The sequence below is a fragment of the Candidatus Bathyarchaeota archaeon genome (assembly GCA_030739585.1).
GTDB lineage: Archaea > Thermoproteota > Bathyarchaeia > TCS64 > TCS64.
In genome coordinates this window covers 110,429-135,046 of record JASLYX010000002.1, presented here as the reverse complement: position 1 = coordinate 135,046, position 24,618 = coordinate 110,429, and the positions used below count along the sequence as shown (strand labels likewise).

Here is a 24,618-nt window from a genome sequence, read left to right as displayed (position 1 = left end):
GTTCACTCTCCTATGGCCCTACGGATATGCTCTCTTAGCTTGGTGGAAAAATATGATGATTGGCTCCCATCCGGGGTACAAAAAGGGGTAGCTGTAATTGTCGATGACATGTATTCATCGAGGGCCGGAATCATCGTACTCGCGAAGATGCAGGGGAGGGAGTAGATGCAAAGCTTGTTAATCCCTCTCAGTGTTCTGTCAGAGTTAAAGTTGAGATGACCGTGTTCCATTTCATTCAAACGCCTTTTTTTAAATGAGCCCATAAAATGAAATCTGGAATATAAATAAAGATTTCGGAGCAGGATGTCATAGTTGATGAAAAATTCGTATAAAAAATACACATACAGCATTATTATGGAACGTTTCGAACCGTGCAGTAGAAACTATAACCCCTTAAAAAAACAATAAGCGTGAGTGCCCCTCCACATGAGAGAAATAAAAAAAATGGCCGGAAGATTAGATAGTACTTATTTCTCCAAACCAGACATCTGCCTGACCCTCTTCCCAACCTTCTCAATCTCCAGATTCTTACACTCGTCATAGAGACGTTGGAACTCCTTGGAGCCAGCTTCATAATCAGCGATCCACCCATTCGAGAATTCCCCACTCTGGATCGCCTTAAGAGCCGCCCTCATATTGTCCTCGACGTGGTCATCGATAATCATGGGCCCTACGGTCATCCCGCCGAACTTGGCTGTGTCTGAGACGGCGGCGTACATCCCACTGATCCCCGATTTGTAAATAAGGTCCACGATGAGCTTTAGCTCGTTGAGTACCTCGAAGTAGGCGAGCTCAGGGGGGTATCCCGCATCGGTGAGCACCTTGAATCCTCTGCGGATGAGCCAGTCGGTTCCTCCGCAGAGAACAGCCTGTTCCCCAAAAAGGTCGCTCTCTGTCTCGTCCTTGAAGGTGGTCTCGATGACCCCCGCCCTGCCAGACCCTAGAGCCTTCGCGATGGCCAGAGCCTTTGCCTTGGCCTGGCCTGTAGCGTCCTGGGCCACAGCGATGAGCGCCGGGACCCCAAAGCCCTGCTCATACTGACGGCGCAACTCTGGGCCGGGGGCCTTAGGGGCCACCATGATGACGTCGATCCACTCCGGGGGCTTGATCTGCCCGAAGTGGACGTTAAACCCGTGAGCAAACTGAAGGGCCTTCCCCGGTTTCATCGCGAGGGAAACCTCCTCGGCGAATACTGTGGGTTGGGCCATGTCCGGGACGAGCATTAGGATCACGTCGGCCTCGTTGGCCGCGTCAATGACCCGTTTAACCGTCATGTTATCTGCCTCGGCCCTCTCCCATGACTTCCCGGGTCTGAGGCCGACTATAACATCAACCCCAGACTCCTTCATGTTTAGAGCCTGGGCCCTTCCCTGACTACCGTATCCGATGACGGCTACCTTCTTTCCTTTCAGAATCTTATCATCTATATCCTTGTCGTGGTAAACATCAATCATTTTCTTCACCTTTAGAGCTTCAGATTTCCCTTCTCTAGGGCGGTAACTCCAGTCCTTGAGAGTTCCTCAATCCCTATCGGCCTTGTCTTGGATATGAACTCGTCGATCACCTCGGACTCGCCCGTTACCTCGGCAATGATGGATTCGGCGTCGATGTGGAGAATGAGGCCGTGGTAGGCATTCACATGTCGGAGAGTCTCCTCCCGGGCCATGGGATCAACGGTGTCAACCTTGATGAGGACCATCTCCCGCATTATGCTCCGCATCTTGTCTAGTCGCTTCACCTTGATGATGTCCACCATCTTTTCGAGCTGGAGAACGATCTGGTTCAGCTCCTTGTTGTTGGCGTAGACGGAAACGGTCATCCTAGAGATCTGATGGCCCTCTACGGGCCCTACTGAGATACTCTCGATGTTAAAGCCCCGACGCCGGAACATGTTGGAGACATTGAAGAGAACTCCTGCCTTGTTCTCAACGAGGAAAGCTATAGTATTCAGTGGCGGCATCATTAGGCCACCAGCAGGATATCCCTAAGCCCCTTCCCAGGGGGCACCATGGGGAAAACGTTCTCCTCGGGGTCGATGGATACATCGATCACAGTGGTAAGGTTGCTATCTATGGCGGTTTGAACCGCCTTTTCAAAATCGACGATAGTCTCCGGACGGACCCCCACGGCCCCATAGGCCTCCGCGAGCTTCACGAAGTCGGGATACGCCCCCTGCCTCACCGCCATGTAGCGCCGCCCGTAGAAGAGCCTCTGCCACTGGGCTACCATCCCCAGCATCCTATTGTTAAGGACCACAACAATGACAGGGAAGTCATCCTCAACGGCGGTCGCGAGACTATTCTCGGTCATGGCAAAGCTCCCATCCCCCGCGATGTCCACCACGGGCAGGTCTGGCCTTGCAGCCTTGGCCCCGATGGCAGCAGGGAAGCCCCATCCCATTGTCCCGAGACCGCCGGAGCTAAAGAAGGTTCGAGGGGCGTAAGAGTCAAAATAGAGGGCAGCCCACATCTGGCACTGGCCCACCTCAGTGGTGACCAGGGCGTTTCTGGGGAGCACCTTCCTGAGGGCCCTCAAAACGGCTGGTGCCCTCATGTGAGGGGTTTCGGAGAGTTCAGGAGGAAGATACTCAGACCGGAACTTTTTAAGTTTTTTAATCCAGTCCCCTTTGGTAGGGGACTGGTAGCTTAGCTTCTTGAGGCGCTTGATGATACCCTGAATAGCAAGCTTGGCATCCCCGATCACCCGGGTCACCGTCTCGACGTTCTTATCAACCTCGCTCCTGTCAATGTCGATGTGGATCACTTTGGATCCCTGGCTGAAATCCTCAAGGCTGGCAGTGGTCCTATCCGAAAATCGGGCACCCACTACTAGGAGGACGTCCGCGTCTGAGACCAACATGTTAGCTTCACCAGTGCCGTGCATTCCGCAGAGGCCAGCGAAGAGGGGATGATCGCTAGGGATTGAGCCTTTTCCCATGAGACTCGTGACAACAGGTGCCATAAGCATACCCGCGATTTTTATGACCTCAGGCGATGCGTTGGAGGCTATAACGCCGCCCCCTGCCATAACAACAGGTCTCCGAGCCTTGGAGATGAGAGTAGCTGCCCAGTCCATCTCCCGGGGATCCGGCTCCCGGTTCACATTGTATCCCCTAAAGCTAACCTCGTCGGGGAACTCAATATCCTCGACGTTGATCTGACAGTCCTTCGGGAGATCCACCAGGACGGCTCCTTGCCTCCCCGTGGAGGCAATGTGGAACGCTGATTTGATGGCCAGCGGGATCTCAGAGGGGCGCCTCACCTGGATGTTATACTTTGTAGCGGAAGCGGTGATACCGATGATGTCCACCTCTTGAAATGCGTCGCTTCCCACCGCTTTCAGGGGGACCTGCCCGGTAAAAGCTACAACAGGGGCAGAGTCGATGTTCGCCGTGGCAATTCCAGTGACGAGGTTCGTCGCCCCTGGGCCTGAGGTGGCGAGGCATACGCCGACCTTTCCTAGGGCCCTAGCATATCCATCGGCCATGTGGACCGCGCCCTGCTCGTGGCGAGCCATTACGAACCTAAGGTCACTCCCCCAGAGCTCGTCGCAGATGGGAAGCACTGCACCCCCGGTGACACCGAATATCATATTGACGTTCTCACGTTTGAGGCCCTCTACGAAGGCCTTAGAACCAGACATTTCAACCATTGTGATTCCTCCTTTTAGTTACCCCAGAGTGGACTGGCATCTCCATTTCGTTACCTACAAGTTTTACGCACGGCTCCGAGGCCGTTTTGTATAGTTTCTTTTCGGGTGGGCCTTAGGGCTGAATAAAACGAGACCCCATTTACATTTCCCCCAATGTTGGAGGCTGAATAAAGCAATACCCCATTTACGTCCATCCATTATTTGGGAACTTGAGAATGTGAAACCCCATTTCAACCTCTCCGATAAGCCAGTGGATAAGGGCAACGGATGACGGGCATAAAAAGATTACTGCACGTCCAAGCAGACACTACCCAAGTCTATAAACGAGGTCCCCCTGCCGGACCCTGTCATCAACCTTCATCCCGACGTCGTCCCCCGCCCCCGCCTCCTCAATGTCGGCCCCCTTGACCTGCATCGAGGTGACCGTCATCTCATAGTTAGTAGTCATCCCCTTAATCGCGATCCTATCCCCCAACTTGAGTGATCCTGATAGGTCCACTACAGCGACACCGATTCGAGTGAAATAGTGGATGACCTCCCCTACATTCTTCAAACTTTTCGGCATGTTGGTGAATACAAGAGAATGCCTAAAAAAACTTTCCAAAAACCGATCCCATATCAAGGTTTAAGCACAACTGTGATCATAATTAAAACCGTTCAAAATGAGCTATTTCACGCATCTAGAATGTTCAAAATGCGGCCACTGGCACGATATCAACAAGGTCCAGACCGTCTGCGTTGAGTGTGGAAAGCCCCTCTTCGCGAGGTACGACCTCGAGGCGTTGAAGAGCGACGTCTCCCCCGCCGACCTCGTAGGTAGAGAAGCGTCGATGTGGAGGTATTGGGAGCTCCTCCCGGTGAAAAACAAGGCCAATAAGGTCAGCCTTGGCGAGGGCTGGACCCCCCTTACCCAGGTGAAGCACCTTGGTAAGGCCATCAGGCTTCCTGACCTTTGGATCAAGGACGAGGGAATTATCCCCACAGGGACGTTCAAGGCCAGGGGCCTAGCGATGGCAGTCTCTAAGGCTAAAGAGCTAGGCATCGAGAAAATCGCCCTCCCTTCTGCAGGGAATGCCGCCGGAGCGATGGCAGCCTACGGGGCCAGAGCTAGGATGGAGAGCTATGTCTTCATGCCTGTAGACGCCCCCGATGTCAACAAGATCGAATGCCAGATCGTAGGTGCCAAGGTTTTTCTAGTAAACGGGCTCATCACTGACGCCGGTAAAATGGTAGCTGATGGGATCCCCGATATGGGTTGGTTCCCTCTATCTACGCTGAAGGAACCCTATCGGGTTGAGGGAAAGAAGACAATGGGCATTGAGGTGGTCGAGCAGTTTGAATGGAGCCTCCCAGATGTTATCATCTATCCCACGGGTGGGGGCACAGGTATCATTGGGATGTGGAAGGTCTTTGACGAGCTCGAAGAACTGGGTTGGATTGGGAGCGAGCGCCCAAAAATGGTCTCAGTCCAGGCGTCTGGATGCGCCCCAATACCTAAAGCCTTCGAAGAGGAGAAGGGGGAATCCGAGTTCTGGCAGAATGCCGAGACCCTCGCTACTGGTCTTCGGGTGCCTCACGCCCTCGGCGACTTTCTGGTCCTTAATGCCGCTAGGGAGAGTGGAGGATCAGCATTGGCTGTGACTGATGACGAGATCATAGACGGAATTGGACAGATTGCTAAAGAGGAGGGGCTTTTCGTCTGCCCCGAAGGGGCCGCCACATTTGCAGCCCTCAAATATCTTATTGACGACGGAAAAGTAGACAAGGATGAGAAGGTGGTACTGTTCAACACAGGCTCCGGCATAAAATACACTACCCTCTTTGAGATAGATGCACCCGTCTTCGATATTGGAGAAAAGATCGACTACAAAAACCTATAGGGGTATCCAGACGTTTTACCTAAAGCCTATCTTTATCTGGACTCAAGGCGGAAGCACTGATGCCGCAAGTCAAAAAGGGAATAAAGTTGAAAGTTGGTAATCACGTATCAAATGGTCATCCTCGGTCCGAGTCCATCAGGATCAGGGAAAGACTCACAAGACACATCGAGACCAAGGTTCTAGCACTTGCAGGGCTCATTGCCCACGGCAGGGGGGAGGCTTTTGACTATATCCTAGGGGAGAAGACCACATCTTCAGCGCAGACATCTATAACTGCCGCAGTGGCAATGCTTCTCCTTGCAGATCAACCGGTGTTATCGGTGAACGGGAACGTGGCTGCTCTGTGCGCCAGAGAGCTCGTTGACCTCTCTAATGTAACGGGCGCCAAGCTGGAAGTAAATCTTTTTCATAGGCTCCCCGGAAGGGAGGAAGCCATCGAAGCGGAGCTCAAGGAGGCTGGCGCGAGAGGAATCCTAGGCGTGGATGGATCGGCAAACGCAAAGATGGAGGAGGTCTTTAGTGACCGTCGCACCGTGGACCCTAGAGGGATCTATATAGCCGACGTGGTCTTCGTCCCTCTGGAGGACGGTGACAGGACAGAGGGATTAGTCAGAATGGGGAAGAAGGTCGTAACGGTGGACCTGAACCCAATATCTAGGACGGCCCAGTTTGCGGACGTGACCATAGTCGATAACGTTGTAAGGGCGATGCCCCTGCTAGTATCCGAGGCCAAGAACCTGAAGAAAGAGAGCCCCGAGACTCTGAGGGAGATTGTAAACGCTTACAGCAACAGGGACGCTCTCTCGGACGCTTTGAAAACAATACTCAAGAGGCTAGCAAAACTCTCGGAATCTAAAGTAATCCAGAAATAGTTCTAGGGCTGGGATCATTCAGTATGAAGATTTCTTGGTCGTATATAGGCCATTTCTAGAAAGTTCCATGTTTAAGGAGGAAGTGAAATGAATGTTGAGGAAGTGAAGCGCCTCAAAGGCGTAAGAAAGATAACTGTCCTAACAGCTTACGATTATCAGACGGCTAAAATAATCGATGATATGGGTATCGATATGATCCTCGTGGGGGACAGCCTCGGAATGGTGGTCCTAGGATATCATGACACCAAAAAAGTGACGATGATGGACATGATACGGCATACCCAAGCCGTTGCCAGAGGTGTCAAATCAGCTATCGTTATAGGAGACCTGCCCATCCACAGTTTCGACACTGTTGAGGACGCCCTCGCCAACTCTAAGCGACTGGTGGAGGCCGGAGCCCATGCAGTCAAACTCGAGGGAAACAAACCGGAAATCATAAGGGCAATCATTGAAGCAGGTATCCCTGTGCAGGGGCACCTCGGGCTACTCCCTCAAACGGCTAAAAGCATGAAGGTTAGAGGAAAGAGAAGCCGCGATGCTGAACAGATCCTCGCAGATGCAAAAGTTTTGGACTCGCTTGGGGTGTTCTCCCTAGTGTTAGAGTGTATCCCCTTGGATCTTGCGAGACGGATCACTGGGGCTGTTGCTACGTCCACCATTGGGATCGGGGCGGGAGTCCACTGTGATGGTCAAGTCCTTGTTATGAACGATATGCTCGGGATGGATGATGGCTACTGCCCTAGGCACGCGAATGCCTATCTCGACCTCAACAACCTTATCGGAAAGGCTGTGAAAAGTTATATTGAGGACGTGAAAACGGGGAGGTTCCCCGAAGACAGGCACTCATTCCACTGACCTCAGCGCAACACTTATCACATAAACTCAGGGGCACATAATCGATTGAGTTGAAGAAAGCCTCAGCCTTCGCCCCCGGACACATCACGGGGTTCTTCCAAATATGCGATGAATCAAAAGACCCCTTGAGGAAGGGCTCCCGTGGCGCAGGATTCTCTGTAGAGATTGGGACCCAGACGAAAGTACAAGTAGAGCCCTCAAAGCGAGAGGCTATCAAAATCATCATAAACGGCAGAGTTACGGGAGAAGCAATAGTCTCAGAAAACGCGGTCAGACGAATGCTCGAAATGGAAGAGGAGCATCAGAGGGTCGAGGTAACTCATGACATCGAAACACCGATTGGGGCAGGCTTCAGCTCCAGCGGAGGCGGAGCGTTGACCATCACTATGGCCATGAACGAGGCCCTGGAGCTGGGCCTTTCAGATATTGATGTCTCTAGGATCGCCCATCTCGCCGAGATAGAGTGTAGGACTGGGCTGGGATCCGTGTTTGCCGCGACTCAGGGGGGATTTGGTGTATTACACAGGCCCGGTGCCCCGGGGATTGGGGAGTCTATAAAATATGGAAGGAGCGATGAACTAGTTGCCTTCTATATCCACTTCGGGGCCATCTCTACTAGTAAAGCCCTCTCCAACCCAGCTCTTAGAAGGAGGATAAACGATCTGGGTGGAAATTTTGTTGATGAAATCAAGGAAGATCTTAGCGCTTCACGGTTTATGGAGCTATCTCGAAAGTTCACGGACTATGTTGGCATTACAACACCACAACTCCAGGGCATCCTCAACGCAGCTGACAAAGCAAGTGTACCATGTGCTATGGCCATGTTTGGGGAGGCGGTATTCTCCTTAGTTGAAAAAGACAAGGCAGAAAGGGTTGAAGAATTTTATCGTAGAATCTCTTCGAACAGGGAAGTTCAACCCATATCCATTGATGAACACGGCGCCCGTTTACTGTAGATGTCGGATCAGCTATAAGCAGGGAACATCTAGAAGTTTTGTGAAGATGACCTCGACTATGTTGTGAGCGCCTTGGGGTTCATTTAAACATTCATCTCGATTGTGAGGAAATTTCCTTAAACATCGTCTTTAGGACGCTCTGGGGGGTCCACCTTTCCTTTATAGAGCCATGAAGGTTATCATGCAAAACGCACGCGCCTCATAGTCCTCGGTGTTCTTAGCCTCCCAGTCCTTGAGCATCTGGGAGATCCAGATCCCGTCGAAACGGTGTAGGATTAAATTTCAGGGATTTGGGATTACCTGTGCAAAATCCAAAACGATTATTAAACCTGGAGGTCCCCTTTCCCCAACGAGTGAGAAAGCATGTTTACAGGAGATATTTTCAACTTTGCAACCATAGAGGGGATGCTCGAGGCCCCGGGCAGGAAATGGCACACACACACCCCAGATGTGATACCACTATGGATAGCAGACCCTGACTTCCCCGTCGCGATGGAAATAAAGAAGGCCCTCCTCAACTGCATCCACGACGAGGATCTATTTTACGGATTCAACGAGCCCACCATGGCGGCGATGGCAGAAAAGGTGACCAGGAGGAACAGCCTCGATGCGAGCGGGGAGGACATCCTCATCACCCAAGGGGTCATCCCAGCGATGTGGCTCGCAGTAAACCACGCGTGCAAAACAGGGGACGAGGTGATAGCCACCGATCCTATGTACTTTCACTTCTACTCGGCCCAAGAGGTCACGGGTACAATTCCCATCCGCTGGAACCTCAATATGGAAGATGGATACAATTTTGATGAAGAGGTTCTTAAAGAGCTGGTGACAGCCAAAACGAAACTCATCTTTGTCTGCAACCCCCACAACCCCACGGGGAGAGTAATGACTGAGAAAGAGCTCAAGGCCATAGCGGATATTGCAGTAGACAGCGAGATCACGGTGATGAGCGACGAGCTCTGGGAAGACATAATCTTCGATGGCAGGAAGCATATTTCCCTAGCCAGCCTAAGCCCAGAGATAGAGAGGCTCACCATGACCACCTGGGGATTCTCTAAGACCTTTGGGGTCGCAGGGATCCGGATGGGGTATACCTGCGCCACCGACGAGGGGATGATGGCGAACCTCAAGAGGATTTCGGCTGATATCACCCGGACCACCAACAATATGGCGAAGGCCGCTGCTCCGGTGATGCTGGACCACCGTCTTGACTGGTGGCGTAGGGACATCATAACCCATCTGGAGAAGATCAGGGAAATCTGCTACAAGAGGCTGGACGAGTTACCCGGAGTCACCTACCCCAAGTTGGAGGGTACATACTTAATGTTCCCAAAGTTTGACTACGATATCGTCAGTGATGAACTACAAAAGTACATGCTTGAGGTAGGAAAAATTGCCTTCACGTCGGGCTCTGAGTTCGGCGCCCAGGGGGAGGGGCATCTTAGGCTCTGCATGGCGACCAGCGAAGCCGTCATCAATGAGGCCTTTGATAGACTTGAAGGCGCCCTCTCCAACCTGAGGTAGAACGGTTTTATTGAATAAAGAGGTGCCACCCCGTTTTTCAATATTTCATTATGGAGTGCAATAAGGTCCCTGTCTTTGCCCTCTCCGGTTCCTTCTTAAGATCCCCCTCGACCCCTATTTCCTTGACGCGCTGGTACTCTGTCCTTAGGCCCCTTGAGAATTCGGGCAGAGGAAGCAGCGCCCCTTCTCTGGGATCTTTTCACAATTAAAAATCTCACCTTATGACTTTTCAATATTGAGGTAGATTGTTATCTACGGTTATCTACGGAATTTGATATAGTAATAGAGACCCCAAAGGTATCCCGCCTAGTCAAACCCCATGTAGCTCTCCGGGAAGTTACTTAACAAGTCGAAGGTGAGCCTCTTCAACTCGTCGGCGAGCCCCATAACTCTCCGTTTTCTGGCGTGGTAATGTCTAGCAAAAGGTCATACATTGACCTTATTGGAAATTGCCTTCTATCGCACGCGGGGGCTGCTAACTATGACTTTTTGGATGCCATGACCCACTCTGGATCATTTTCAGGGCACGTTTCACGTACGCGATTTCACAAGCCTGAGGTCGGGGGTGATGTCAAAGACTTGGTCAGTAAAGAGACCATACCGTTAACCTGGGTTAGCCCTTACGTCGCCTCTCCTCAGTGATCCGCCTGGAGATATGGAGATTGGGCTCACCGGAGTGCTCGATGAGCTCGTCTATCTCTCCCTGAGTTAGTATTCCTTTCTCTATGATGAGGTCCCTGATCTTAGCGCCCTTCTCTAGGGCCTCTTTGGCGAGTTCACCGGCTGCTTCGTAACCTATAACTGGGTTGAGAAGGGTGGCTATAGCATTAGAATAGTCAAAGTAGTAGTTTGTTGCAACTAGATTGACCTCAATTCCCGAAACGCATCTCTCCGTAAGGATGTGAATCGCGTTGGTGAGCCACCTTGCAGAGGTGAACGTGTTGAATGCGATGACAGGGGTAAAAACGTTGAGGTTGAGCGCTCCTAATTTAGCGGCGTCCTCCACGGTCGCCCTTGCACCCCTGACCTGGAGGCAGACCATACTGACGGACTCGAGAATGCTGGGATTCACCTTCCCCGGCATGATGCTGGATCCTGGCTCTACCTCGGGCAGAGTTATTTCCCCAAGGCCAGTTCGAGGCCCCGAGCTTAGAAGTATCAGATCGCCACAGATCTTCACTAAGTCTACTGAAAGGGCTGCTAACGCGTCTAAGTAATATAAGAAGTCAGTCATGAACATCGTCTTCTCAACAAAGTTCTCAGCCAGCACAAGGTCTAACCCTGTGATGGTCTTCAGGTGATCCAGGACGATCCCCGGATATTCTGGGTGGGTATTCAATCCCGTCCCCACGGCAGTTCCCCCCAGGAAGAGCCTCCGAAGAGAATCTACGGCTTGAGTGATCCGTTCCCTGCTACTGGAGATTGCAGAGGCGTACGCCCGGAACTCCTGACCTAGTGATATAGGGACTGCGTCACGGTTATGAGTCCTGCCACTCTTCCTTACGGCCCTGAACTCCTCTGCTTTACTCAGGAGAGAGCCCTCGAGTTCGATTATACTCTCGATCAGTCCCTTAGTGAGCTTAATGGTCGTGACCCTCATGGCGTTGGGGATGACATCGTTGGAACTCTGTGACAGGTTAACGTGGTCGTTGGGGTGAACTGGTCTATAGGTGCCCAAGGGTGAGCCCAACATTTGGTTTGCCCGGTTAGCGATGACCTCATTCATGTTCATATTCCACGCGGTCCCAGCCCCCGCCTGGAATACGTCCAGAGGGAATTCAGCAAAGTGATCCCCCGAGATAACCTCATCAGTAGCGCTCCTGATAGCTACGAGGGATTCCCCTCCCAAGAATCCGAGATCTCCATTGGTCTGGGCCGCCGCCTTCTTGACCTCTGCAAGGGTTGAGATGAACCCCTCATAGATCTTTAACCCGGAGATACCAAAGTTCTCCTTTGCCCTCACGGTAAAAGACCCATATAGGGCATCCGCAGGTACGCGTACATCCCCTAGGAGGTCCCTCTCGCTTCTATGAGATACCATAGGGATAGATCCTGTGGTGCGCTTAAAATCAGTTCACATCGTCTAGAGGAGGTTAAATCAGTGATCTAATCCGCCTCGAGAGCCTCTTGTAGTCAAATCCCCTCTTATGGAAGGGTCATCTATCCTTTTCGTAGACTCTTGTCGAGTCCTCGAAGCTAGGTCTGTGAGGATTCATGTAAATAACTCCCGGGGGAACCGAGATACTAGTACGTCTTATGAAATCGCCGACGATCTCAATGCCAATGTCCCGCCGCCTCCCCCTAGCATGAGTAACACGTCCTTGGCCAAAATTATCCTCCACCCTAACATGAATAAAGGTAGCACCTTTCCTTAAAGTATCGCGTAAAGGAAAGAGCAATCCGACATAAATAATGGGGAAGTAGATGGATAAACCAGGCAGTCAGCTCTTTCCCAAGGCACGCATCTTTTTCCCGGAGCTCGTGAGCCCACGGAAAGCCCTACCTCTCTGTCCCTTCGAGGTCATCTTTGGCTTTGGGACTCTGAAGCCCTCCTTACGGGCCTCCGCGATCCACGCCTTAAGGGCCTCCACGTTCTCGGGGTAACTGGTGCTCCTTCTTTGATCCACGGGCACGCCGAGATGGCGTGCTTCGCCAACGTTGACACCGGCCCCCTTAACCTCGTCTATTGAGAACCCTTTGCCGGCCTTGAACCCAACCCCGCGTTTCACTATAGGTGAGATCATCCTTACCATAGAGCATCATCTGTAGGATTTCTGTTTCTTACGCCGCGCGCCGGGTCCGCCGAACTTTTTTGGCTCCTTCCGCCTGCCATCGCCTGAAAGCATGGTTCTGTCATAGTTGAGATATGCGGTCCTGAGCTTTTTACCCCTACTCCACTTTAAAAAACTCTGGGCGATGCCCATTCGAACAGCCTCGGCTTGGCTCATGTAGCCACCGCCGTGTACCTTAACCTTGATGTCCACGTTTTCCGCTAACTCTCCCGCGACCATAATAGACTCCGTGATCTTATCCCGGGCTATGAGGGGCTGATAGAATGCTAAGGGGATATTGTTGATTCTAACACGACCTTTCCCCTTAGATATGACAACTCGGGCCTTGCTGGTCTTCCTCTTACCGACAGTGAGCTGAACCTTCTTTCTTAATGACATTAACTATCCTTTCCATCCAATATTTTTCGCGATCTCGCCTATGGTGATATATCGTTCCTTAAGCCTCTCGAGGGTGGCATCGGGGAGACTCTCCATCTCAGCTCCGTAGAGATCTCGGGGCACGCCGATGTGCACCTTCAATCTCCCAAAGGCCTCTCGCCCCCGGGTCTTTCTGCGGGGAAGCATCCCCCGAACAGTCCTTCTGACGATAGCGTTAGGCTTGCGGTAATGGAATGGCCCTTTGGTTGGGCCTCCAACCTCGAGGAACTCCTTCCTCTCCTTGATGACCATCTTCCTCTTACCCGAGACCACGGCGCCCTCGGCGTTAACGATCTCGATGCGCTCCCCGTTGAGGAGCCTCTTGGCGACGAGGCTGGCCATCCTGCCCAGGATCAGCCCCTCGGCGTCGATGATCGTCGTTCCATGTGCGCTCATTGATGATTCACCTTTACATCTCGGGTTTCGGAATGCGTAAGTTGTGAATCCCGGAGGACGTATAAATGTTTTCCAACTGGGAACTGAGCTTGTTAGAACTCAGACTAAGCCTGACCAGACTACCTCCCAGGCTTTAGAGAAGGACAGTCACCCGAGGGTGAAAATTCCTTTCTCCCTGAGCCAGTGAGCCTGGTTAGCAGTGTACCGGAAGATAATATCTCCCTTCTGCTCCCACATAAACTCCCACGGAGAAACCAGAACAACGTCCCCTTCCCTGACCCAGTTCCGCTTCTTCATCTTACCCCGAACCCTGCACAATCTCATGTGCCCATCCTGGCAAATGACCCGCATCCGGGTGAAACCCAGGTTCTTGTCTACCAGGCCCAGTATATCGTTCCTGTTGGGCATGAGCATCCTCCTCCGGATGTCGCTCTCGCTCTTGACCAGTTTCTTACCCATGATGTCCGATTCCGGACTACATTTCCGGAGGCGTCCCTTATAAAATACCCCGTTTAGGGCGAAGGGAACGCGTAACAGAGCCTATATAAAAGTAAAAAAGTGGATAAAAAGGGAGTTATCCGATAGCCTGGGCCTTTCCCACTGCCTTGGCTAAAACCACAGCCTGCGCATTCGCCCTGGCAACGAACTCCGCAGCAGTCTCTGTAGTAACCCATACAGACTCTAGTGCCAGCTTCATAACATTAGAGGCGACCAAGGATATCAATGGCATGATGGTCAAGGGTGTGACATATGCCGCCTTGAGTGATATCTGGTAGGCTCCGTTAAAAGCCCTTAAGAGGCGCTCTGAGTAGACCCCGATGTCAAGGATAAGTTCATCTCTAGGGATCACGGAACCGTTATCGTAGACCGCCTTGATCTCCAGACCCATCTCCGCTGCTCTTACCCCGAGACGGACTAAAAGGTCCGATAGGTCCTCGGAGATCTCATCCCCCGTTTTGGCCACCTTAGTATCGTTCACGACCCAGATGTTCCCAGCCTCAATGCGGGTCCTGATGGCAAGGTCCCCAAATTTGCTGATAATAGGGCCAGGGCTAAGCCCTGTATTCCCTGCAGGAACGATGAGGTCCTCGAGGGCGGTGTCCCCCGCCTTGGCGAAGACCCTGACCTTGTTCCGGTGGAGAGTCATTGCAAGGCTGAAGGGATTCCCGTTGCTGAAGATGTAGATGTTCTGCCCCTTGATCTGAGAGAGGAAATCCTTGGTTTCATGGAGACCCACCTTTTCCATGGATATTCGCATCAGGGTGTTCTTGATTCCCTTGATGGTTACCTGGCCCCTGAGCTGTTTCCTAAGGTCTTGGAGCATCCCACTCCCCACCTTGGTGAGGTCAGCAGCCCCGATGAGCTTATACTCATCGAGGAGCTTAACAGTAGAATTGACGATAGTCATTTTATCTGTTGAAACCTGGGACATCGTCATATCACCTTGATTGCAGGGCCCATGGTGAGCTTAAGAAACACTGACTGCACGTTATTTAAGCCCCTGTTTAAGGCTCTCGTCAGATTACTCAGCACGTACTCGATATTATCGGCAAGAATTTCATCGGGCATCGATTCCTTCCCAACCTTGCACTTCACAAATGCCCTATCTCGACTCCTCAAAACCACCGTCCGCCTCTCCCTCTCAAGAATGGCGTCAATGGGGGCCTGAGGGGGTACCGGGGTGGGCATTTTTCCCCTAGGGCCTAAGATTGGGCCAGCTACGCGGCCTACGGTGGGCATCAGAGGTGCCTCAGCCACGAATATATCGTATCTGTTGAGCTGCCTCTTTGTCTCCTTCTTATCTGATCCCATTGAGTTGAGCTCTATAGGCTCAACGACCCTATCAGCCCCGGCTCTGCGGGCCCGCAGAGCCATATCTCCCTGAGCGAATACCAATACTTTCTGGCCGCCAACCCCGTGGGGCACCTGGACCCTAAGGTTAACCCTGTTATCGGGCTGCCTCATATCCAGATCCTTAAGGTTGACGGTCAGGTCTACGGACTGCTCGAAACCCCTCGAGGGGGCTGTCTCTCTTGCCTTGACAAGTGAGGCCATTATTACGTCCTTCCGGACCGACATTTCAAATTCCTCTTGACTTCACACTAGACCATCTATAAAGCTTTATGAGGCCTCCACGAGCCTCGAGTCGAAATCTCCGGAAGCGATCTTGTCCTGAATCGCCTTACCGGGCTGCCCCTCCACTGTGACTCCCATACTCTGACAGCTACCCACAATCTCCCTAACTGCGGACTTTAGCGTGGATGAAAATAGGCCGTCCCTCTTTCGCCTGGCGATATCCACGAGCTGATTAAATGTTAGGTCGCCTACATAGTTAGTGTTGGGAGTCTGGGAGCCCTTGCTGATGCTCAGACTCTGGGTGATGAGGGCGAACGTGGAGAGCATCCCCACCTTAACGGTGAACTCTTTGGTGTCTGTGTCGATAATAACATCTACGGGGATGGGAACTCCCGCGTACTCAGCGGTCTTTTCGTTGATCTTATTGACTATCGTCATAATGTTGACACCGACGGGCCCGAGAGCCGGCCCTATAGGGGGTCCGCCGGTGGCCTCGCCGCCGTTAACGATAAAGTTGAATGTTTTCTCTACCATTTTATATAGCTGCTCCTTTGAGCTCCCGAACATAGTCTGCGTGGACTGTAATAGGTAAGGTGAATGCCGCCTCCAGAATTTCCACGGTGACCTCCTCCTTGGATGCGTCCACCCTCACAATCTTGGCCTCCATCCCCTTAAAGGGGCCTGCGATGACCTCCACCAGAGACCCCATCTCGAGGCCCTCGACTATGGGCTTTGTCTCTAGGTAGTGATCCACCTCTTTTGGGTCCACGAGACCAGGCACCCTTGATCGGGCGTGGCGCATTCCCCTGATAAGCTCGTCCACCGCGTGTGGGGCTAATGACTCGATAATGATATAGCCCTTCAGCTCAATAGGGGAAAGAATTGAGGATATGGGGAGACCCTCGACTTTTGACTTATCTGCCAACATTGTGGCTACATTCCTCTCCTGACCCATGGTCACCTTGACCGTGTAAAGCTGTGTTCTAGGCGTGGCTTCGGACAAACTATCACGTCTGGTGTAACAACTGATGGAAAAGACTTGGTTATTAATATAACGATTATATTTTCGGGTTACAGAGATCTTACCCCTTTAAGATCGCCAGATTTTCTGCTTCATTTTCCTAGAGTTTATCGAGAGTAAAAAAAACCCGTTCAGATATCGCATTACGGATCATTCCGCGCGCAATGATTTCAAAAGCTGATCGGTTCGGTTATAGATACGTGAAAACATTTATCAATCTCCTAAGAATCACGAGAAGTTAATTGAGTGAGCAAGTTTTTGGAGAATAACAACAGTCTCCCAGGTAGCTTTTACCTCGTTTCTGCAGCCTCCTTCCTTTTCGAGATCTCAAGACATATCACTCAGCCCATTTTTACCCTCTATATCCTGGAGATGGGGGCTTCCCTGATCCAAGTGGGAGTCATACTATCTGTCCAGTCTATATTGATGATGGTGATGAGAATTCCCCTCGCTATAGTCTCTAACAGAGTGGGTCACTATAGGATGTTCCTCGTCGCCTTTTTCATTCAGGCCACTGCTCCTATCCTCTACGCGATTTCTCCTAGCCCTTCTTGGCTTTATGTCATCCCTTTGTACCAGGTCGTAGCATCGGGATCATTTAACCAGCTCACAATGTCAAGTGTATCCAACATGGCCCCAGCGACGAGGCAAGGAGACGCCATCGGCCGCTATATGACGTTCATGTCCATGGGAATGTTCGTGGGGCCCCTAATCGCGGGGGGTCTCGTCAATCAACTCGGCTACCGCCGGCTCTTTATGGTCGCCTCCATTTTCCCCGTAATCGGGCTCATGGCATTTCTCAAAGCTAAAACCAAGGAAATGAAGTTACCATCCTCTAAGGTGAAAACCGTAAAAGATGACGTGGGAACGTTGGTCACGCTCAAGGCGATTCTTAGGAACAGGAACGTTCTGATCCTAACGTTCATCAGGACATCCTACGCGATGTCTAACACGGTGTTCATGAGCCTGTACGCTGTCTTCGCCGTTCAGGACCTGGGGTTCACCCCATCACTCGCGGCACTACTATTTTCGGTAGTTGGCTTCTCAAACGCTGTAATCAGGTTTCCTGCGGGCAGAAGGGCCGACACTTTTGGGCCTAAAAAGGTCCTCCTCATCGCGTTCTCTACTCTGATTATCGTCTATATTTCTATCTCATACGCAAAGGACATTGCGCCCATCTTCATCCTCCTAGTTCTGTTCGGTGCTTGCTGGGGGACGAGGGCGGTAACCGAGTGGTCCACCCTCACGAATAGTGTCACCCAAGAAACCAAAACTATCTCGATTTCTTACCTAGGTAGCATCTGGGGAGTGGGGGCAACCCTGGGGAGTTTCATGGTAGGAGGGATGGGAGAGGTTTTCCCGTTCTCCACCATCTTCTTGATACTGGCTTTGATAAACCTCCCTGCGCTCCCAGCCATCTATTTCATGAATGAAACCTAGGGACCCCCAAACACGGAGTCAAAGATTTCCTCGATCTCCTCAGGCTTTTTGAGGATAATAATCCCGTCCATCTCTGATACCTTCACCACGTTCTCCGCGTCCTCTTTTCTCACCCTCAGCTCCAGCTCATTTCCATTGGGCAAGGTGGTGACGATGGCACCTTCCATATAGTCCACGGGCATCAAATACACCGGGACACATGCCTTGAGGGCTTGGATAGCACCGTTTGTGAGTAGTGTGTCAGAGATGCCATGGGCGATCTTCGCGACTGTGTTGCTTGTCGCGGGGGCGAGGATTAGAAAGTCAAAACGTCCCAAGTGGAGGCGGCCAGTGATGAAAGGCGTGTTCGCATCCTTCTCCACATGGACCTGACGGAAGTGACTTCTGAGCTTATCACCTAACCTATAAAATTGGAGAACCTGTTCCCCTGCCTTGGAGAGGTATACCTCGATCTCTACTTTCCCATCATAGGCCTCCTTGAGCCCCTTCATAACTCCCAGAGTCTCATCCAGAAGGTCCCCCGCCCCAGTGATGCCCCACACTATTTTTCGTTTTCTTATATTCATCTCAGATGTCCTCCATCAACTTCCTCCGCTCATATAAGTTATCAGCGAAACGCCTCACTATCTTCTTGATGAAGCCGATGCCCTTGTCGTCCTCCATGACTCTCTCCAGAAGGTCTTTTGATCAAAAGGGGGCCCGGAGATTGGCTCCAAAGGCTTCCACACTTAAGGCGTTGGCCCCATTCAAAGTAGAGAATGTAATAATCTGCTGGATCGCGAGCTTCTGACCCCCAGACATGTCGCCCCCAACTGTAAGGAAAGCCGGTCTTCCCAGGAGAACAGCTGGGTTCTCCTCAAAGATGGCTATGTCCCTGTCCAGTATGGTCTTGAACTTGTGGCTGACGCCACCGTTGTAGATGATGACAGCGATCATAACAATCTCCACTAGATCTAGAAGAGGATAGAGTTCCTGTACGTCATCCCATTGAAGGCATCCCTCCCAGTTCTGGCAGCTGTCGCAGTGAATGCCAAAACGGATCCTGTTTCCCCGGACCCCACAGGGGACCATCTTAGATCCGCTCTCCTCCAGCATCCGGAGGGCCTCCCTGAGAGCGTATTCCGTTGACTTTACTCTCGGGATCCCGCACAGCCCCAAGATCATTGAGACTTTATCTTTTTGAGTGGTGAAAAACCTTTTTCGTAAATGTTTCAGAGCACTAAATTATGATAAAAACAAAGATATGAAGGTTAGTGCGAGCATAAGAGCTCAGAATTTCGCTAACTTTTTTAATCGACACGCCTGAAATAATCTAGTTTGGAGGTATGAGAATGGAACAATTGACCGCATTTCTAGAGTTTGAGGTGATATTCGGGATTGGTATTGCCGTCTTAATCATACTCATGATCCTATGCTACGTCATCTATCCTTACGATAAGGATCTGAAAGAAATATCTCTAGATTAACGCAAAATGTATTCCATCTGTTAGATGCCGCCTTGGATTGTGGCGGATATCAGTCTTATAACAAAACCAATGCCCCCCAAGATCGCGACTCCAACGAAGACGATTTTGATGCTTAAGCTGTAGGTCTTCCAGTCAGGTCTGGATATGGTCCTTAAAAGGCGCGTCACCGACTGGAAAAAACTGCCTAAACCCATCTTCGACTCCTAACGATGGAGGACACACTTAAATCATTTATGAATCCCCGAGAATCCTTTCAGTGAACCACGACGCCTCGAAGGATTGGAGGTCCCCATAACCCTGGCCGACCCCGACATAGAGGATAGGCTTCCCAGTAAGAAAGGCGGCGCTTAGGCTACTTCCCCCCTTAGCATCAGCATCCACCTTAGTGAGTATTGTAGCATCGAAGCCTATATGTTCATTGAATGTCTTAGCCTGATCCACAGCGTCGTTCCCAATTAGGCTATCTAGAATCATCACAGTAAAATCGGGCTGGACAACTCTCTTGATCTTCTGGAGTTCGTCCATAAGGTTTCTATTGGTCTGCATCCGACCTGCAGTATCAATTAGGACCACATCGATCCCTTGAGCCCTAGCATGCTGAACTGCATCGAAACCCACAGCAGCTGCGTCGCTCCCATACTTATGCTTGATTGTCCTCACCCTGAGGCGCCTTGCGTGCTCCTCAAGTTGCTCAATGGCCCCCGCCCTGTAGGTATCGCCTGAGGCAAGAACAACTGTGAAGCCTTTGTCTAGGAGTCGACGAGTGACCTTAGCGATGGTGGTGGTCTTCCCAGTCCCGTTTATCCCCACGAACATCATAACAAAAGGCATTCCCAAAGATTTCTTGGCTAAGATGAGGTCGATAATGTCTTTATCAGCATCAGCAACCAAGACGGACTTGATGCTCTCTCTAAAAGCTTCCCTGATGGGCTCAGTTTTGCTCCCGAATCGGGGGAAGGACGAACTGAGCAGACGGCTCTGAAGTTCATTTGAAATTTTTGCTGCAACCTCGACGGCTACGTCGTTGCTTATGAGCTGTAGCTGAAGGTCCCAAAGAATTGGCTCCAGGTCCTTCTCAGATAAAGCGCTCTGAGAGATCTTGTCGACTACGCCCCTGAGGCCTTGGCGTAGCTTATCAAACAGCGGGCTCGACCCCTTGGAGGCTGGCGCTCAGCCTGTTAAGGACGTCCCTGTGAACCTCCATCTGGCCAAGGATCTGCTGGAGCTGATCCTGTACGGACTGCCTCGCCTTCTCCACCTCCTTGAACCTTTCAGAAAGGTCTTGCTCTGCGTCGTCCAGCCCCATCTCTACGGAGACGTCAGCTCCGATTGTGATTAGAATAGTGCTGAGATCACCCAATTTGGCTTTTACAAAGGTACCACCGCCGGTGGGGACCAGTATTGGGTCTCCCTTCTCACCACTCTTGAGGCTATCGATTGATGTTTTAGCGACTCCCAGGTCCGTGGCAGCGTTCTGGAGAACTCCAAGCCTCTGCTGAAGAGTCTCGGCGCTGCCTTGCATCATTTGGAGCTCGGAGGCAAGCTTGCGGAACTGCTCCTGTTGACTCACCGCAGCCAAGGCTAAGCCTCCTCGTCAGGTAAAACTTCCTTGATAGAGTTGATCTTAATCTGGAAACGCTTTGCCCTATGGCGACTCCCCATCTCTGCATATATCTTCTCAAGAGCGTGGGCAGCCTTCGCGGCAGACACCTTTGTGTTGAATGTGAATGGCTCATAAACTCCGGGTTTATCAATTCGCCCAGAAACCCAGAAAAACTTGGGCTCACTCATTCTTCTTTCTCCTCCGCATCTATCTCCACCTCTGCTAAGGTAACCATGACGGTGCCATCTGGATCCTTTGACAGTCTCACCCGGATCTTACGAGGGGGATTTTTTATGCCCCTAGCCCAGATGACCTCGTTGACAGCGGTATCAATGATGATCTCCTCAGGCTTCATATGACGTTGGACGAACTCCCTCAAGACAGTTATTGCCTTCTCCGCCCTACGGTATTTTGGGACGGCCCAAGCCTTCGCGAGGGGGATAGTGTAGATTCGCTCAATAGATGACATCAAAGTATCCTCCTAAGCCTTGATCTTTGAACGTCGCCAGTTCCGCCTGCTCTTGGGGCTAAATCGTACGCCACCCTGAGTCTTAGCTATAATCCATGCTGGCACCGATCTGTTCTGCCTTCCCGCCTTGTTGAGGCGGAGCTTGTATGCCAAAGGCTTGTTCCTCGCCATTCATTTATCTCCTCGTAATCGTGATATCTCTCTTACTCTGTTGGGCCTGAAGCTGAGTTAGTAGACGCTTTAGCGTCTCGTCATCAATGGGAACCTTAACCCTCCCACTCTGGGCAACCTGAATCAGTTGGAGCTCGAGCTGAGCCCCAAAGTCCGGCCGGACCATACGGACCCTAGCGAGCCTCTGCCGAGCCTCTGGAACAAGGATCTGGCGGAGCAGGGCATCCTTCTTAGTCTCTGCATCCTGCTGGGCCCGTTGGACATGATCCTGTTGCCTCTGTTGAGCCTGGATCTCCAGCATCCTCTGCTGCCTTATCTTCTCAAGTTCCTCGTTTGAAGACACCGGTCTCTCCTCAATATTTCTTGAGATCGGGATGATCCCTGTCAATCTCCCGCTTTATCTGGCCGGACATTGCATCGAGGAGACTCCGACCTTTAGCGCTCACGACCCTGCCCTTAGCGCCCTCCTTCTGGACGAGCCCTGCAGTCTCCATCTGTTGGAGAAGGGTCCTGATTATGTTACCCCCCGCCTTCTTAAAGTGAGCGGGCTTCGCGCCGTTACGTTTCCTGCCGCCATATACCTTCCTGAAATGGGAGACGCCTATAGGGCCCTTGGTGTAAAGCTTTCTCATCATGGAAGCGGCCCTGACGTACCACCAGTCCGGGTTCAATGGGGCCCTTTCTACATGGGACCCGGTCTTAACATAGGAGGCCCACTCCGGGGGGGCAACCTCCTTAATATTGCCCTTCATATAATCGGAGAGCCTCGAGATGAGGGCGTCCACTGGCACGTCATAGGCGGTGGTCATATTAACATCACTTTTCTAATGCACTCAATTGGGTGGGGGACCGACATATATATCTAATTGTTTCCACCGGCGCGATGCTGCTGTCCAAGAAGAGAAGAATAAAAAGAGTACTCGATTACCAAGGGCTTCCCGAATAGAGGAGCTCCGTGATCAAAGACCCGTATATTATATCTGTATAAAGACCTCTTTCTCCGCACCACACACTGGACATATCCAGCCTTCCGGGAGCTCCTCGAAAGGCGTCATAACCGCGAGGCTAACCTCAGAATCTCCCTCATTAGGGTCGTAAACGTAATTGCAAATACTACACGTCCATTTAGTCATGTATGATTTGTCCTCCGGGCTGGTATATATTGTTGGTCACTCTGAATGATTCGAGTCATCCCCAAAGACCGGGAACATCTCCAAAAGCCGTATCCCACCAATCCTCTTCAGTCACAGTCTCATCCTTGATCAAGAGCTCCTCAACCCGCTTCAGAACCCCGTGGTGACACCTCTCATCCTTGATGATTGAGCTGAGAATGAACTTTATCTTCTTGTTCTCGACATCGGGGATAATCTTCTCCAGCCTCGAGATAAGCCGCTCCTCCATCGCGATATGCCTCGCCACGATAACCCTCTGCACGTCAAGCTGTCCCTCGTCCAGGGAAGGGCGGGGCTCAAAGAGGAGTTCTTTGGCGGACCTGTACATCTCAGCGTGCTTTAGGGAGTCGTAACTAATCCCCTTAAGAACACTCCTCACCGCGAGATTCTCCAGACCCTCCAAAGAGGACTCAGCAGACCTGACAATCCTTTCCTCCGCTTTCACCATGCTCTCAAGAAATCTCTCTAGCTTTTTAGGCATCTGAAACCAATAAAAAGAAGTTGTCATGTAGCGTCTTAAACGTTAGTAAAAAAGAGCTAAGAGCCTCGCGCGCCTACTTCAGTAATGGCGTCTATTGCAACGCGTAGTGACTATGAAGCTAAAGCTTGGCGTATAACTCGATAAAGTTACAGAGGCTGCATCTGTAGCCAATGACCTTCATCCTCGTGACCTCATCGCTCTTAAAGATGAAGCCTGTTCTCTTCCCGGTCTTCTCCTCCCATGTTGGCGAGGTTGTTATTGTCTCGATCCCCGGTGGTAATCCCTGATTCATGAAGCCAGTACTCATCGGTCCCATAGTGGGGACATTCATCTTGTCGAGCGTGATAGAGACCTTCCCCTCCACCATATATTCGCCGCACTTGAGGCAGGTTTTATGCTGGGCTTCACCCAATTAGGACATCCTCAGATGGACCTTTGACAGTTTAGCCACTACAGTATAGAGAGGGTCAACTATCTGGGCGATCCTCGCTTTGCCCGCGAGGCTCAAGAACATATAGGCATCGTCTCTATCCCACCCGTAGTCAGCGACCATCCACTCTACCATCTCCCTGTAAGCGTATCGAGCGGCATCCTCGAGAGGTCGGGCGCTCCCCACGGTCATTATCTCGTCTGGGGCCTCGATCCGAGGCCAGTTGATGGTCCATCCCTTCCTGAGGCTGACCTTGAGGGTAACCATTGCATCCACCTCTGCTGCCACTCCGCAGACCTCTCCATCCCCCTGGATGGCGTGGACATCTCCAAGCTTAAAAAGGGCTCCAGGCCTCGTCACTGGCAACAGGAGCTTGTTGCCGGGCCGGATATCTGGGCAGTCCATATTACCCCCGTGGCGTCCCGGGGTGAGGCTAGAGATGGCCTCGACCTCCGGAGCCACACCTATGGTCCCGATGAGCGGGTCGGCCTTTAGCTCCAGTTTCCTGCCGTCGTCCCTCACGTAGGTAATTGTGTTGTTCTCGATTTTGCAGATCTTCCGTTTGGGCTCCATAAGGTTGAGCCACCCCTCCAAGGCCCCAAAGCCCGGGATAATCCCAACAATTCCCTGACTGGGGAGCTCTATATTGATTATATCTACCACAAGAGTATCCCCTGGTTCGGCCCCCTCGATGTAGAGAGGTCCGGTCGTCGGGTTGATAACTCTAGCCAAAGCACTCCAGGTTTCCACCTCTAAGGTCTCCCCCGGCTTGACGTTCGCGATTGGGGGAGTACGGGGGTCGAGAACCGAATCAACTAGAGCATCGAGTTCCTCCTCGGGTTTCTTCTTAATCCTCCTCGTCATTTGGTTGACCTAGTCTTGTTTTGAGATAAGGGGATTAAAACTCTTCCCCAAAAAGCGGGCCGAATAGTAAAGAATAAAAGTC

General features: G+C 51.6%; 36 protein-coding genes. 7 read left to right on the top strand and 29 right to left on the bottom strand.

Annotation, left to right across the window (positions count from 1 at the left end):
• Window positions 1-2: 2 nt before the first annotated feature.
• The 5 genes from QGG23_02920 to QGG23_02900 form a co-directional block, all read right to left on the bottom strand.
• Window positions 3-230 carry a hypothetical protein gene (locus QGG23_02920; protein ID MDP6048386.1) on the bottom strand — a complete coding sequence of 76 codons (228 nt, stop codon included), beginning with the start codon at window positions 228-230 and terminating at the stop codon, window positions 3-5.
• 237 nt (window positions 231-467) lie between these two features.
• Window positions 468-1,454, bottom strand: a complete 987-nt coding sequence (gene ilvC, locus QGG23_02915) for a ketol-acid reductoisomerase (protein ID MDP6048385.1) — start codon at window positions 1,452-1,454, stop codon at window positions 468-470.
• An 11-nt stretch (window positions 1,455-1,465) separates the two neighbouring features.
• Complete coding sequence (gene ilvN / locus QGG23_02910; GenBank protein ID MDP6048384.1) at window positions 1,466-1,960, bottom strand: acetolactate synthase small subunit; 495 nt, start codon at window positions 1,958-1,960, stop codon at window positions 1,466-1,468.
• Between the two features lie 2 nt (window positions 1,961-1,962).
• Window positions 1,963-3,651, bottom strand: coding sequence for a biosynthetic-type acetolactate synthase large subunit (ilvB, locus tag QGG23_02905; protein MDP6048383.1), 1,689 nt, complete (start codon window positions 3,649-3,651; stop codon window positions 1,963-1,965).
• Between the two features lie 307 nt (window positions 3,652-3,958).
• Window positions 3,959-4,216: a translation elongation factor-like protein gene (locus QGG23_02900; GenBank protein ID MDP6048382.1), complete on the bottom strand. Its 258-nt coding sequence runs from the start codon at window positions 4,214-4,216 to the stop codon at window positions 3,959-3,961.
• Window positions 4,217-4,313: 97 nt separating this feature from the next.
• Here QGG23_02900 and QGG23_02895 point away from each other — a divergent pair, with 97 nt between their 5' ends.
• The 5 genes from QGG23_02895 (at window position 4,314) to QGG23_02875 (ending at window position 9,738) form a co-directional block, all read left to right on the top strand.
• Entirely contained in the window at window positions 4,314-5,531 is a 1,218-nt protein-coding gene (locus QGG23_02895) for a threonine synthase (protein ID MDP6048381.1), read from the top strand.
• A 59-nt stretch (window positions 5,532-5,590) separates the two neighbouring features.
• A complete protein-coding gene (locus QGG23_02890; protein MDP6048380.1) occupies window positions 5,591-6,403 on the top strand; it encodes a phosphopantothenate/pantothenate synthetase in 813 nt (270 codons plus the stop codon).
• A gap of 87 nt (window positions 6,404-6,490) precedes the next feature.
• A complete protein-coding gene (gene panB, locus QGG23_02885) occupies window positions 6,491-7,258 on the top strand; it encodes a 3-methyl-2-oxobutanoate hydroxymethyltransferase (GenBank protein ID MDP6048379.1) in 768 nt (255 codons plus the stop codon).
• A 50-nt stretch (window positions 7,259-7,308) separates the two neighbouring features.
• Window positions 7,309-8,214: a hypothetical protein gene (locus tag QGG23_02880; protein ID MDP6048378.1), complete on the top strand. Its 906-nt coding sequence runs from the start codon at window positions 7,309-7,311 to the stop codon at window positions 8,212-8,214.
• A gap of 363 nt (window positions 8,215-8,577) precedes the next feature.
• A complete protein-coding gene (locus tag QGG23_02875; GenBank protein MDP6048377.1) occupies window positions 8,578-9,738 on the top strand; it encodes a pyridoxal phosphate-dependent aminotransferase in 1,161 nt (386 codons plus the stop codon).
• Window positions 9,739-10,351: 613 nt separating this feature from the next.
• Here QGG23_02875 and QGG23_02870 read toward each other — a convergent pair.
• The 10 genes from QGG23_02870 to QGG23_02825 all read right to left on the bottom strand — a co-directional run bounded on the left by QGG23_02870 (window position 10,352) and on the right by QGG23_02825 (window position 16,422).
• Complete coding sequence (locus tag QGG23_02870) at window positions 10,352-11,779, bottom strand: aspartate ammonia-lyase (protein ID MDP6048376.1); 1,428 nt, start codon at window positions 11,777-11,779, stop codon at window positions 10,352-10,354.
• A 115-nt stretch (window positions 11,780-11,894) separates the two neighbouring features.
• Entirely contained in the window at window positions 11,895-12,080 is a 186-nt protein-coding gene (locus tag QGG23_02865) for a hypothetical protein (protein MDP6048375.1), read from the bottom strand.
• Window positions 12,081-12,179: 99 nt separating this feature from the next.
• Window positions 12,180-12,491 (bottom strand): ribosomal protein L13e, encoded by a 312-nt coding sequence (locus QGG23_02860; GenBank protein ID MDP6048374.1) that lies wholly within the window; start codon window positions 12,489-12,491, stop codon window positions 12,180-12,182.
• 6 nt (window positions 12,492-12,497) lie between these two features.
• The gene (locus tag QGG23_02855) at window positions 12,498-12,908 is read right to left on the bottom strand and encodes a 30S ribosomal protein S9 (GenBank protein MDP6048373.1); all 411 of its coding nucleotides are present in this window, start codon (window positions 12,906-12,908) and stop codon (window positions 12,498-12,500) included.
• Window positions 12,909-12,911: 3 nt separating this feature from the next.
• Window positions 12,912-13,343 (bottom strand): 50S ribosomal protein L13, encoded by a 432-nt coding sequence (gene rplM / locus QGG23_02850; GenBank protein ID MDP6048372.1) that lies wholly within the window; start codon window positions 13,341-13,343, stop codon window positions 12,912-12,914.
• Between the two features lie 147 nt (window positions 13,344-13,490).
• The gene (gene eif1A, locus QGG23_02845) at window positions 13,491-13,802 is read right to left on the bottom strand and encodes a translation initiation factor eIF-1A (GenBank protein MDP6048371.1); all 312 of its coding nucleotides are present in this window, start codon (window positions 13,800-13,802) and stop codon (window positions 13,491-13,493) included.
• A gap of 115 nt (window positions 13,803-13,917) precedes the next feature.
• On the bottom strand, window positions 13,918-14,775 hold the full coding sequence (gene rplJ / locus QGG23_02840; protein ID MDP6048370.1) for a 50S ribosomal protein L10: 858 nt from the start codon (window positions 14,773-14,775) through the stop codon (window positions 13,918-13,920).
• A gap of 2 nt (window positions 14,776-14,777) precedes the next feature.
• Window positions 14,778-15,422 (bottom strand): 50S ribosomal protein L1, encoded by a 645-nt coding sequence (locus QGG23_02835; protein ID MDP6048369.1) that lies wholly within the window; start codon window positions 15,420-15,422, stop codon window positions 14,778-14,780.
• A 42-nt stretch (window positions 15,423-15,464) separates the two neighbouring features.
• Window positions 15,465-15,953, bottom strand: coding sequence for a 50S ribosomal protein L11 (locus QGG23_02830; protein MDP6048368.1), 489 nt, complete (start codon window positions 15,951-15,953; stop codon window positions 15,465-15,467).
• A gap of 1 nt (window position 15,954) precedes the next feature.
• The gene (locus QGG23_02825; GenBank protein ID MDP6048367.1) at window positions 15,955-16,422 is read right to left on the bottom strand and encodes a transcription elongation factor Spt5; all 468 of its coding nucleotides are present in this window, start codon (window positions 16,420-16,422) and stop codon (window positions 15,955-15,957) included.
• A 264-nt stretch (window positions 16,423-16,686) separates the two neighbouring features.
• Here QGG23_02825 and QGG23_02820 point away from each other — a divergent pair, with 264 nt between their 5' ends.
• Window positions 16,687-17,880, top strand: a complete 1,194-nt coding sequence (locus QGG23_02820; protein ID MDP6048366.1) for an MFS transporter — start codon at window positions 16,687-16,689, stop codon at window positions 17,878-17,880.
• Here QGG23_02820 and afpA read toward each other — a convergent pair.
• Complete coding sequence (gene afpA, locus QGG23_02815) at window positions 17,877-18,446, bottom strand: archaeoflavoprotein AfpA (protein ID MDP6048365.1); 570 nt, start codon at window positions 18,444-18,446, stop codon at window positions 17,877-17,879. The two genes, QGG23_02820 and afpA, sit on opposite strands and share 4 nt — an antisense overlap.
• A 121-nt stretch (window positions 18,447-18,567) precedes the next feature.
• Window positions 18,568-19,044, bottom strand: a complete 477-nt coding sequence (locus QGG23_02810; protein MDP6048364.1) for a flavodoxin family protein — start codon at window positions 19,042-19,044, stop codon at window positions 18,568-18,570.
• 167 nt (window positions 19,045-19,211) lie between these two features.
• On the opposite strand from QGG23_02810, the gene QGG23_02805 reads away from it, so the two are divergent.
• The gene (locus QGG23_02805; GenBank protein MDP6048363.1) at window positions 19,212-19,346 is read left to right on the top strand and encodes a hypothetical protein; all 135 of its coding nucleotides are present in this window, start codon (window positions 19,212-19,214) and stop codon (window positions 19,344-19,346) included.
• A gap of 20 nt (window positions 19,347-19,366) precedes the next feature.
• Here the strand turns inward: QGG23_02805 and QGG23_02800 are convergent, their stop codons facing one another.
• The 12 genes from QGG23_02800 to QGG23_02745 form a co-directional block, all read right to left on the bottom strand.
• Complete coding sequence (locus QGG23_02800; GenBank protein MDP6048362.1) at window positions 19,367-19,540, bottom strand: protein translocase SEC61 complex subunit gamma; 174 nt, start codon at window positions 19,538-19,540, stop codon at window positions 19,367-19,369.
• Window positions 19,541-19,577: 37 nt separating this feature from the next.
• Window positions 19,578-20,489: a signal recognition particle-docking protein FtsY gene (gene ftsY, locus QGG23_02795; protein MDP6048361.1), complete on the bottom strand. Its 912-nt coding sequence runs from the start codon at window positions 20,487-20,489 to the stop codon at window positions 19,578-19,580.
• Window positions 20,482-20,916: a prefoldin subunit alpha gene (gene pfdA, locus QGG23_02790; protein MDP6048360.1), complete on the bottom strand. Its 435-nt coding sequence runs from the start codon at window positions 20,914-20,916 to the stop codon at window positions 20,482-20,484. Before pfdA ends, ftsY begins: the two co-directional genes overlap by 8 nt.
• A gap of 11 nt (window positions 20,917-20,927) precedes the next feature.
• Window positions 20,928-21,137, bottom strand: a complete 210-nt coding sequence (rpl18a, locus tag QGG23_02785) for a 50S ribosomal protein L18Ae (GenBank protein MDP6048359.1) — start codon at window positions 21,135-21,137, stop codon at window positions 20,928-20,930.
• Window positions 21,134-21,409 (bottom strand): 50S ribosomal protein L31e, encoded by a 276-nt coding sequence (locus tag QGG23_02780; protein ID MDP6048358.1) that lies wholly within the window; start codon window positions 21,407-21,409, stop codon window positions 21,134-21,136. Before QGG23_02780 ends, rpl18a begins: the two co-directional genes overlap by 4 nt.
• Before the next feature lie 21 nt (window positions 21,410-21,430).
• A complete protein-coding gene (locus QGG23_02775) occupies window positions 21,431-21,589 on the bottom strand; it encodes a 50S ribosomal protein L39e (protein MDP6048357.1) in 159 nt (52 codons plus the stop codon).
• Between the two features lie 4 nt (window positions 21,590-21,593).
• Window positions 21,594-21,932 (bottom strand): DNA-binding protein, encoded by a 339-nt coding sequence (locus QGG23_02770; GenBank protein MDP6048356.1) that lies wholly within the window; start codon window positions 21,930-21,932, stop codon window positions 21,594-21,596.
• Window positions 21,933-21,942: 10 nt separating this feature from the next.
• Entirely contained in the window at window positions 21,943-22,398 is a 456-nt protein-coding gene (locus tag QGG23_02765; protein ID MDP6048355.1) for a 30S ribosomal protein S19e, read from the bottom strand.
• Window positions 22,399-22,563: 165 nt separating this feature from the next.
• On the bottom strand, window positions 22,564-22,722 hold the full coding sequence (locus tag QGG23_02760) for a rubredoxin (protein MDP6048354.1): 159 nt from the start codon (window positions 22,720-22,722) through the stop codon (window positions 22,564-22,566).
• Between the two features lie 55 nt (window positions 22,723-22,777).
• Complete coding sequence (locus QGG23_02755; protein ID MDP6048353.1) at window positions 22,778-23,242, bottom strand: hypothetical protein; 465 nt, start codon at window positions 23,240-23,242, stop codon at window positions 22,778-22,780.
• A gap of 118 nt (window positions 23,243-23,360) precedes the next feature.
• The gene (locus QGG23_02750) at window positions 23,361-23,654 is read right to left on the bottom strand and encodes a hypothetical protein (protein ID MDP6048352.1); all 294 of its coding nucleotides are present in this window, start codon (window positions 23,652-23,654) and stop codon (window positions 23,361-23,363) included.
• Window positions 23,655-24,536, bottom strand: coding sequence for an acetamidase/formamidase family protein (locus tag QGG23_02745; GenBank protein ID MDP6048351.1), 882 nt, complete (start codon window positions 24,534-24,536; stop codon window positions 23,655-23,657).
• Window positions 24,537-24,618 lie beyond the last annotated feature (82 nt).